This is a genomic window from Psychrobacillus vulpis, from assembly GCF_006861825.1.
GTDB classification, from domain to species: domain Bacteria; phylum Bacillota; class Bacilli; order Bacillales_A; family Planococcaceae; genus Psychrobacillus; species Psychrobacillus vulpis.
This window is the reverse complement of record NZ_VDGI01000038.1, coordinates 1-8,526: the sequence shown is the minus strand read 5'-3', so window position 1 is coordinate 8,526 and position 8,526 is coordinate 1. Positions and strand designations below refer to the sequence as shown.

Below are 8,526 nucleotides of genomic sequence, written 5' to 3'. Positions count from 1 at the left end.
CTTGCGACCTGGTACTGCTTTCATATGCTGAGCATTCACTACTAAAAATTCAATATTCTCCGCTTCAAGTAAGTTAACTATTGGCTTCCAAAATACGCCGGTACTTTCCATTGCTACGTGGGTACAATCACGCTTCTTAATCCAGTCAATTAACTGTAGTAGAAATACAGTCTTAGTGGAAAACGTTTGAATCTCCTATCCTTTTGGTGTAATAATACAGGCAGTAATGGAGTCTTTATGAACATCCATACCGCATGCACGATCAATGATTACTTCCATTGTAATCATCCTTTCTACGGCAACTAGTATTGGAGGCTGGTGCAATNGTAGGATTAATCTCCCATGAGTGCTTCCCGTAAGGGAGCGACAGTCTGTGATGCACCGTGGTCGTTGGAGTCAGACTAACGGATGGGCTCTATGGCACCATAGTTCATCGACCTTCCTCTCCCAGCCTTAGTATCCTATACCCGTTTTTCACATTTTCATTCTCTGTGTTGTAGCGCTGATTTTGCGCTACATGGATGGCTAACGGGTGCTTTAGTGGAAGAACATGGAACCGTTTAGAATACTTTTTTTCTTGTTGAACTAAAGAGTCAGGTTAGTTGAATAAGAGTAAGCAGTGGTATGCATGAAGTAAATAATTACTATAACAACAATACTATAAATGCAAATAATTATATGTCTGTCATAGAAATAATTAGTAATTTTCTTTTTTTGTATTGAATTTTAGTTCAAAATAATATAGGATATACAAAAATCTATATAAAAAGCTATGAAAAGAAGAGTAAACACATGTACTATCTACAGAGACCTCTGGTAGCTGAAAAAGAGGGATAGGAAATGTGTTGAAACAAGGCTTGGAGCTGTGCATTGGATTTGTTTGTTTGGAACAATGATGATGCAACGTATTCTCACGTTAACGAGATAGAGTATCGCAGGTGATTTATTCACAAAGCCGTACTCGATAAGGCTTCTGCAGCAATGTGGAGGTGAACTGGGGTGGCACCGCGTAATGACTCGCCCCCAAGATAAATATCTTGGGGGTGAGTTTTTTTATTTTGTTTTACAAAAAAATAAAATAGGAGTGGTGAATATGACCAGATGGAAGTATCCTTTAATGCTATTAGGAGGGATAGGCATTTCAAATGTGGGTGGATGGGTTTACCTAATCGCACTAAATTTAATTATATTGAATGAAACAGGTTCTCCACTTGCAATTGCTTTATTATATATACTAGGTCCAATTGCAACTATATGTTCGAATGCTTGGGCTGGTAGTTTAATTGATCGGGTTAATACACGGCGAATTATGTTGGGAATAGATGTTTTCCGAGCACTATGTATTGCGTTAATTCCATTTTTACCCTCACTTATTTATGTTTATTTACTAGCGTTTATCATTAATATGGGAAGTGCTATTTTTCAACCTACATCTATGGTTTATATGACTAAATTAATACCTGAAAAAGATCGGCAACGCTTTAATGCACTACGTAGTTTTATCAACTCTTGTGGTTCACTAATAGGTCCTGCCATTGCCGGGTTTTTATTTTGGATGGGTACTCCTTATACTGCCATCCATGTGAATGCAGTGGCTTTATTATTTTCGGCACTTATTATTATGATGCTACCTAATGTTGATTCAAAACTCAAAGAGACAGAGGGGCAAAGATTTACTTGGGATATGATAAAAAATGATATTCGGGTTGTTTTTAATTTCAGTAAGGACTATACCTATGTCACAAAGATATATTTATTATTTAGCGGTACTACTATATTCATGACTGCAATAGATTCTCTAGAGGCAGCATTTGCTAAAGGAGTACTTTCAATATCAGATACCAACTATGGGTTTTTATTAAGTGTCTTTGGAGCTGGAATTATAATAGGATCAATTATAAACTCCGTATTTTCAAAACAACTTGCAGTTAATCTTTTAATAGGTTTTGGTACCATTTTTACCTCAATAGGTTATTTAGTACTTTATAGTTCGAGTGGCTTTTTTAGTGCAGCGCCTGGTGTATTTTTAATTGGGTTTGCTGTAACTTTTGCAAATACAGGGTATTTGACTTTTTACCAAAATCATGTTCCTGTAAGGATGATGGGAAGGTTCGTAAGCATCTTTAGTGTTATTGAAGCAGGTCTCATTGTTGCTTTAACGGTTTTAATTGGTATAGCTGCTGAATTAACTTCGATCCGTCCTGTGGGGTTAATAGGTTCATTTGCCTTCTTCTTATTAGGGGTAATGGCATTGAAAGCTGTATTAGGTGCAAAACGGCAGGAATATTTTAAAAAAGGTGCTTCTTCTTTAAACAGTTAATTATAAAAAGGCTTGCCCGATAAAGTAATCGGCAAGTCTTTTACTGCACCAGATTTATAGTTATTGAACTAGCAGGGGCTTTAGTGAAAGATCATTGAGTTGCAATGCAACTCTTTTTTCTTGTTCAACTAAAGGGGCAGGTTAGTTGAATAAGAGAAAGTGAGTTTTTATGTCACACTTGACACATAAGGCGAAGCATTGTTATAGGTATCCGCTTACCTATGGCAGCCGGATACCAAGTTTATTCTAATTTAGCGGATAATCGTAACGAATGAAACCATTGTGATTCGCAATCTTGTCGTAAAGAGCTCGAGCGGTAGTATTGTCATAACGAGTTTGCCAGTAAAGCTTAGTAGAATCATGTTCACGAGCAAATTGAGCTACCTGCTCAATGAGTGCGCGAGCAACACCATGCCCGCGAGCAGTTTCATCGACGAAGAGGTCTTGTAAGTAACATGCTTTTTCCATCCAGATTGTGCGATGGAATAGGAAGTGAGTGAAACCGACCAAGTTTCCTTGAAGGTATGCTCCTAAACCGAAAATTTCATGGTCGTTTAGCAAGCACTCCCAAACTTCATCGTAACTCTTGTCTGGGAGCTCCGTTTCGTAAAATGCTTTATAGCTCCGTGCCAAGACATTCCATCGACTACGATCATCGGATTTGAGGTGCGCTATTTCAATTTCAATTTGTTCGTTCTTTATCTTTGCCATTTGGTAATCTCCCTCCAAATTGTAGTAGTGAGGTATTTAATTGTGGGGTTTAGCGATATTATAAATTATTTAATAGAATACGGATATAATTTGTTAAAGTTAATTGCGCAATTCGAACAAAATGTGTTAGAAGAGAAGGTGCTTATTTAACTAACGGAGCAGTTTAGTTCAATAAGCAAGTATATTTGGAAGGACGCCGAAATAGGTACCATAAGGGGATTAGATTGAATTGAAGAATATTTCTAGGTGCCCATGCATTTGACAGTAACAATTCCATTCCCCCTAAAATAGTAATATTAAAGGGATTATTGCCAACTTAATAGAATTATAGACATAAGGAGTGTATTTACTAATGGGGCAGTTTAATTTAAGTCGAACTTTTAGAGGACTATTTAATTTACCTGTCGAAATGTAGAAAAATAGATGGAAAGTAAAATACGAATATATGAAGTGCTAGTGTACGGAGAAAGGGGAGAAGATAAAAATGGTTTTTTTAGTGTTAATACATATTATTTCGGCAATTATTTTTATTGGTAATATTATCACGGCTGCTTTTTGGAAACTAAAGGCCGAATTTTCTGGAGATGAAACACATATCAACAAAACAGCAAAGAATATTATGGTTGCTGATTATGTGTTTACTTTACCCAGTATTATCGCTTTACTAATTTCTGGATTTTTATTAGCAATAAAAAGTAATCATTCCCTTGATGAAATAAACTGGTTAACAATTTCCTTAGCTTTATTTACAATAACAGGAGTGATTTGGATCACTCTTTTGTTACCCCTGCAAAGAAAAATGATTAAATATAGTGGGGAAGACTTCAATAAAATTGATTATAAAAAAGCCTCTAGAACTTGGGATGTTATTGGGACAATATCAACGATAATTCCTATTCTAATTCTTTATTTAATGGTTGCCAAACCTTTTTAAAAATTTCACTAACGGGTAAAAGCTCCATAAAGATAATCGGCTGTATCCAAAGGGGATAGCTGGTTTTAAAAATATTTAGAAAATGCAGTTGACAGACCATCTACTACGTGATACGATATACCTGTAGTAAGTTGTACTGGATACCAACATCACTAAATAGTGAGGTTGCAAAAATATTTTTAAGAAAAATAGTTGACACCTCTGCTACTCGGTGTTACATTGTACATGTAATAAGCAATACTTAATAGCGTGATTCCTAAAAGCTATTAAGTAAAAATTTTCCTTAGTACTAAGTTATACTGAATATAAGTCAGACAGAATAGGGGGAGGCTCTGAACATGGAAAATTTAACTGAAATGCTGAAGGGTTCGCTGGAAGGCTGCGTGCTGGAAATCATCAGCCGCCATGAAACCTATGGCTACGAGATTACCCGCCGCCTGAACGAGCTTGGGTTTACTGAAGTCGTGGAAGGGACGGTCTACACCATCCTCGTGCGATTGGAAAAGAAAAAACTGGTGAACATAGAAAAGAAACCGTCAGATATGGGGCCGCCCCGCAAGTTTTACTCACTTAATGAGGCTGGTCGCCAGGAACTTGAATTGTTTTGGAAAAAATGGGATTTTGTATCATCAAAAATCAACGTCTTGAAGTCAGTCTAGCTTCATAAGATATTCCGTACGATATTTTTGGAGTGTCTTGTTCAGCTTTATAAAAAAGGAGGAAAAATAACATGATGGAAATGTTCAAAAAAATGATTGGTGATAAAAAAGAATACAAGATGATGATGGCACGGGTTGAAGCTCTGCCAGAGGACTACCAGTTTGTATTTAAGAAAATTCAAAACTACATGTGGAATTTCTCAGCAGCGGGCAGCGGGATGGATATGCTGCACATTCAGTATGAATTAATCGAGTTGTTCGAAGCCGGTGCGGCGGATGGCAGACAAGTGCTGGAAATCACTGGGGACGACGTGGCGTCCTTTGCCGACGAACTAGTGGCAAACGCTAAAACCTATGTCGACAAGTATCGTGAAGATTTGAATCAGAGTATCATGAAGCGATTGGGAAAAAATAAATTCAATAGATAATTCCGACTGAATAGCTGGTTACAAATGTGAATTTCCACCTTCGCTATTCAGTTATATTTTTAACCTGGTACTAAGTTGTACAGATTATCAGTCAAACTAAATAGAAGAGTATAGGCAACCTAGCTTCATAAGATATTCGGTACGATTTTTTTGGAGTGTCTTGTTCAGCTTTATAATAAAGGAGGAAAAATAACATGATGGAAATGTTCAAAAAAATGATTGGTGATAAAAAAGAATACAAGATAATGATGGCACGTGTTGAAGCCCTGCCAGAGGACTATCAGTTTTTATTTAAGAAAATTCAAAACTACATGTGGAATTTCTCAGCGGGCAGCGGGATGGATATGCTGCACATTCAGTATGAATTAATCGAGTTGTTCGAAGCCGGTGCGGCGGATGGCAGACAAGTGCTGGAAATCACTGGGGACGACGTGGCGTCCTTTGCCGACGAACTGGTGGCAAACGCTAAAACCTATGTCGCCAAGTATCGTGAAGATTTGAATCAGAGTATCATGAAGCGATTAGGCAAAAATTAATATATTTGATAATCCCGACTGAATAGCTGGTTACAAATTTGAATTTCCACCTTCGCTATTCAGTTATATTTTAACTTGGTACTAAGTTGTACAGATTATCAGTCAGACTAAATAGAAGAGTATAGCCAATTTAGCTCCGCAAGGCGCTTATTATAAGGAGGAAAAAAGTATGAGTAATGCAGCGATTTCTGTAAAAGGGTTAAAAAAATCCTTTAAAGACAAGGAAGTCTTAAAGGGGGTGGATTTTGAGGTGCGGCGTGGCGAAATTTTCGCACTGCTGGGCTCAAATGGAGCGGGCAAGACGACGACGGTCAACATCCTCTCGACGCTGATGAAGGCCGATGGCGGAGAAGTAGGTATTTGCGACTTTGACGTCCAGCGTCAACCGGATCATGTTCGCCAGAGCATTAGCCTGACAGGGCAGTTCGCAGCTTTAGACGGCATGCTCACCGGGCGGGAAAACCTGATGATGATCGCCAAGTTGCGGGGAGTTTCCAATCCCGCTCAAGTCGCTGACAATCTGCTTGCAAGATTCAGCCTGACCGATGCGGCCAACCGCCGGGCGGACAAATATTCCGGTGGGATGAAGCGCCGGCTTGACATCGCCATGAGCCTGATCGGGACGCCAGCAGTCATTTTTCTCGACGAACCGACGACAGGGCTTGACCCCGAAGCGCGGATTGAAGTCTGGGATACCGTCAAGGAGCTTGCCGGCGGCGGCACGACCATCTTACTGACGACCCAGTACCTGGAGGAAGCCGAACAACTGGCGGACCGTATCGCCATCCTGCATGGCGGAAAAATCATCACGACCGGTACCCTTACCGAACTCAAGGAGATGTTCCCGCCAGCGAAAGTGGAGTACATTGAGAAGCAGCCGACATTGGAGGAAATTTTCCTCGCGATCATCGGCAAAAAGGAGGAGATGTAAATGAAAAGCAAAACAGGGGTATTACTAGGGCGTTTAATGCGCAACATCATGCGCAGCCCGGATACGATTATCACGGTGGCGATTACGCCGATTATGATGATGCTGCTGTTTGTCTACGTATTTGGCGGAGCCATAGAGACAGGCACGGACAACTACGTCAATTATTTATTGCCGGGAATATTGCTGATGACTATCGCATCCGGCGTCGCTTACACTTCCGTGCGGCTGTTTACGGATGTAAAGAGCGGGCTGATGGCGCGTTTCATTACCATGCCCATCAAGCGCTCTTCGGTACTGTGGGCTCACGTGTTGACCTCGCTTGTTTCCAATGCGCTTACTATCGTGGTGGTTATCCTCGTCGCGCTCTTGATGGGCTTCCGTTCCAGCGCTGATATCCTGGATTGGCTCGCGATAGCTGGGATACTCGGGCTGTTTACGCTGGCGCTGACATGGCTGGCGGTCATTCCCGGATTGACAGCGGGGTCTATGGAAGGGGCGACAGCCTACTCGTATCCACTGATTTTCCTGCCGTTTATCAGTTCGGCCTTTGTACCCACCGAAACCATGCCTAAAATTGTCCGTGCGTTCGCTGAGAACCAGCCCGTGACTTCAATCGTGAATACGATTCGTGCCCTCTTGTATGAAGGGTCTGTAGGCAACGGTATCTGGATTGCGCTTGCCTGGTGCGTCGGTATCATGATCATCGCTTACTTCTGCGCCATTAATAAATTTAAACGCCAGTTAGGGTAAGTACACCATTATGGGATTAGCCAAATCAATAGTCAGCCGCTTCGGTGAATGCATTTGCTATCAGAATAAAGCCCACAGAAATAATTGACAGTAAAAGAGTAGATTCCGAAGCAAAACCGCTTTGGTAATCAATGTCATTAACTTAAGGAACTATGGATCACATTTCAGTTGGAATGTGATTCATAGTTTTTTTCGATTGAAGGAAAAATTTTTAGGCAGTAAAGGGGCAGGTTAGTTGAATAACCACTAAAAAATAAAAACAGTGGGAAACGAATGCTTCCCACTGTGTATAACGTTATTTAGTTGTTAGCTTGATAACGATGCTTGGTTACTAGAGTTGAAACATTTTAGTTTTATGATGATCAATAAAAACGAAAGCAGCGTAAATGTGAATCCGCTCCAGATAAGTTGGTGAATACCTAATTGAGAAATGAACCAGCCGCCAATAGAGGTTCCTAAAGCAATTCCAAGGTTGGAAAACGAGACGAATAAGCTATTGCCAAATTCCGGAGCTTCTTTTGCCTCACTTATTAACCATGTTTGACCAACAATTAAACCGCCGGAATGTGCGATTCCACAAATGAATACCATAAAAATCATTGGAACAAGATAAGACCCTAAATAATAAACCAGTAAATAAACTACTAAATATAAAATTGGAAAAAATATTACGGTATTTACTATACTTTTTTGCAGAAAAATTCCAAATAAATGATTACCTAAAATCATAGTGACACCAAATATGAATAGCATGATACTGATGAGAGAACTATTCATGTCTGTTACTTTTGCAAGGTACTCGGCAAAGTAACTGTATACTGAAAACATGGCTGCAAAAAGAAAGGTAACAGTTGCAATATTTAACCATAATGCTGATTTACGCAATATACGAATTTGCTTGCCAAAAGACATTTTTTCTTCAACAGGCATAGAAGGAAGCAAAATCAATATTCCGATAAATGAGAGAGCATTTACAAATGCTCCAAATAGGAACGCAATTTCTAATGAAAACGGTTCTGCAAGGTAAGAAGTCAATGGAACACCTAAAGCAAGGGTGTGGATTTGATTTGACTTCCTCTAGGGAGTGATTGCTTAAAAAGTAGCCAAGGAGTGCTTATTTCAACTAACGAGTGCTTGTGCGGCCGAGCCTAGGTCGTATCATATAGCGGGTGGGATTCCCGTCGAGAAAGAACTAGCCATTCACTCGTAGCGAGTCTTGGAGGGCTAATGGTAACATTAGCCTTTAAGCGTAGACAG

General features: G+C 39.9%; 8 protein-coding genes, 2 pseudogenes and 1 other annotated feature. Of the genes and pseudogenes, 7 read left to right on the top strand and 3 right to left on the bottom strand.

Annotation, left to right across the window (positions count from 1 at the left end; genetic code table 11):
• A pseudogene (locus FG384_RS20490) lies at positions 1–279 on the bottom strand (IS110 family transposase); the annotation flags it as partial.
• A gap of 484 nt (positions 280–763) precedes the next feature.
• Positions 764–1,028: a binding site (T-box leader), on the top strand.
• Between the two features lie 65 nt (positions 1,029–1,093).
• Between FG384_RS20490 and FG384_RS19020 the strand changes: the two are divergent.
• On the top strand, positions 1,094–2,320 hold the full coding sequence (locus FG384_RS19020) for an MFS transporter (protein ID WP_142644263.1): 1,227 nt from the start codon (positions 1,094–1,096) through the stop codon (positions 2,318–2,320).
• A gap of 246 nt (positions 2,321–2,566) precedes the next feature.
• Here FG384_RS19020 and FG384_RS19015 read toward each other — a convergent pair whose 3' ends face one another.
• Entirely contained in the window at positions 2,567–3,031 is a 465-nt protein-coding gene (locus tag FG384_RS19015; RefSeq protein WP_142644262.1) for a GNAT family N-acetyltransferase, read from the bottom strand.
• A 484-nt stretch (positions 3,032–3,515) separates the two neighbouring features.
• Between FG384_RS19015 and FG384_RS19010 the strand changes: the two genes are divergently transcribed.
• The 6 genes from FG384_RS19010 to FG384_RS18985 all read left to right on the top strand — a co-directional run bounded on the left by FG384_RS19010 (position 3,516) and on the right by FG384_RS18985 (position 7,269).
• Positions 3,516–3,965 carry a DUF2269 family protein gene (locus FG384_RS19010; RefSeq protein WP_142644261.1) on the top strand — a complete coding sequence of 150 codons (450 nt, stop codon included), beginning with the start codon at positions 3,516–3,518 and terminating at the stop codon, positions 3,963–3,965.
• Between the two features lie 338 nt (positions 3,966–4,303).
• Positions 4,304–4,624 carry a PadR family transcriptional regulator gene (locus FG384_RS19005; RefSeq protein ID WP_142644260.1) on the top strand — a complete coding sequence of 107 codons (321 nt, stop codon included), beginning with the start codon at positions 4,304–4,306 and terminating at the stop codon, positions 4,622–4,624.
• A 71-nt stretch (positions 4,625–4,695) separates the two neighbouring features.
• Positions 4,696–5,052, top strand: a complete 357-nt coding sequence (locus tag FG384_RS19000) for a DUF1048 domain-containing protein (protein ID WP_142644259.1) — start codon at positions 4,696–4,698, stop codon at positions 5,050–5,052.
• 194 nt (positions 5,053–5,246) lie between these two features.
• Positions 5,247–5,588 (top strand): DUF1048 domain-containing protein, encoded by a 342-nt coding sequence (locus FG384_RS18995; protein WP_142644258.1) that lies wholly within the window; start codon positions 5,247–5,249, stop codon positions 5,586–5,588.
• Positions 5,589–5,757: 169 nt separating this feature from the next.
• A complete protein-coding gene (locus tag FG384_RS18990; protein ID WP_142644257.1) occupies positions 5,758–6,519 on the top strand; it encodes an ABC transporter ATP-binding protein in 762 nt (253 codons plus the stop codon).
• The gene (locus FG384_RS18985; protein ID WP_142644256.1) at positions 6,520–7,269 is read left to right on the top strand and encodes an ABC transporter permease; all 750 of its coding nucleotides are present in this window, start codon (positions 6,520–6,522) and stop codon (positions 7,267–7,269) included.
• A gap of 306 nt (positions 7,270–7,575) precedes the next feature.
• Here the strand turns inward: FG384_RS18985 and FG384_RS18980 are convergent.
• Positions 7,576–8,319 (bottom strand): annotated as a pseudogene (locus FG384_RS18980) (MFS transporter); the annotation flags it as partial.
• Positions 8,320–8,526: the final 207 nt, after the last annotated feature.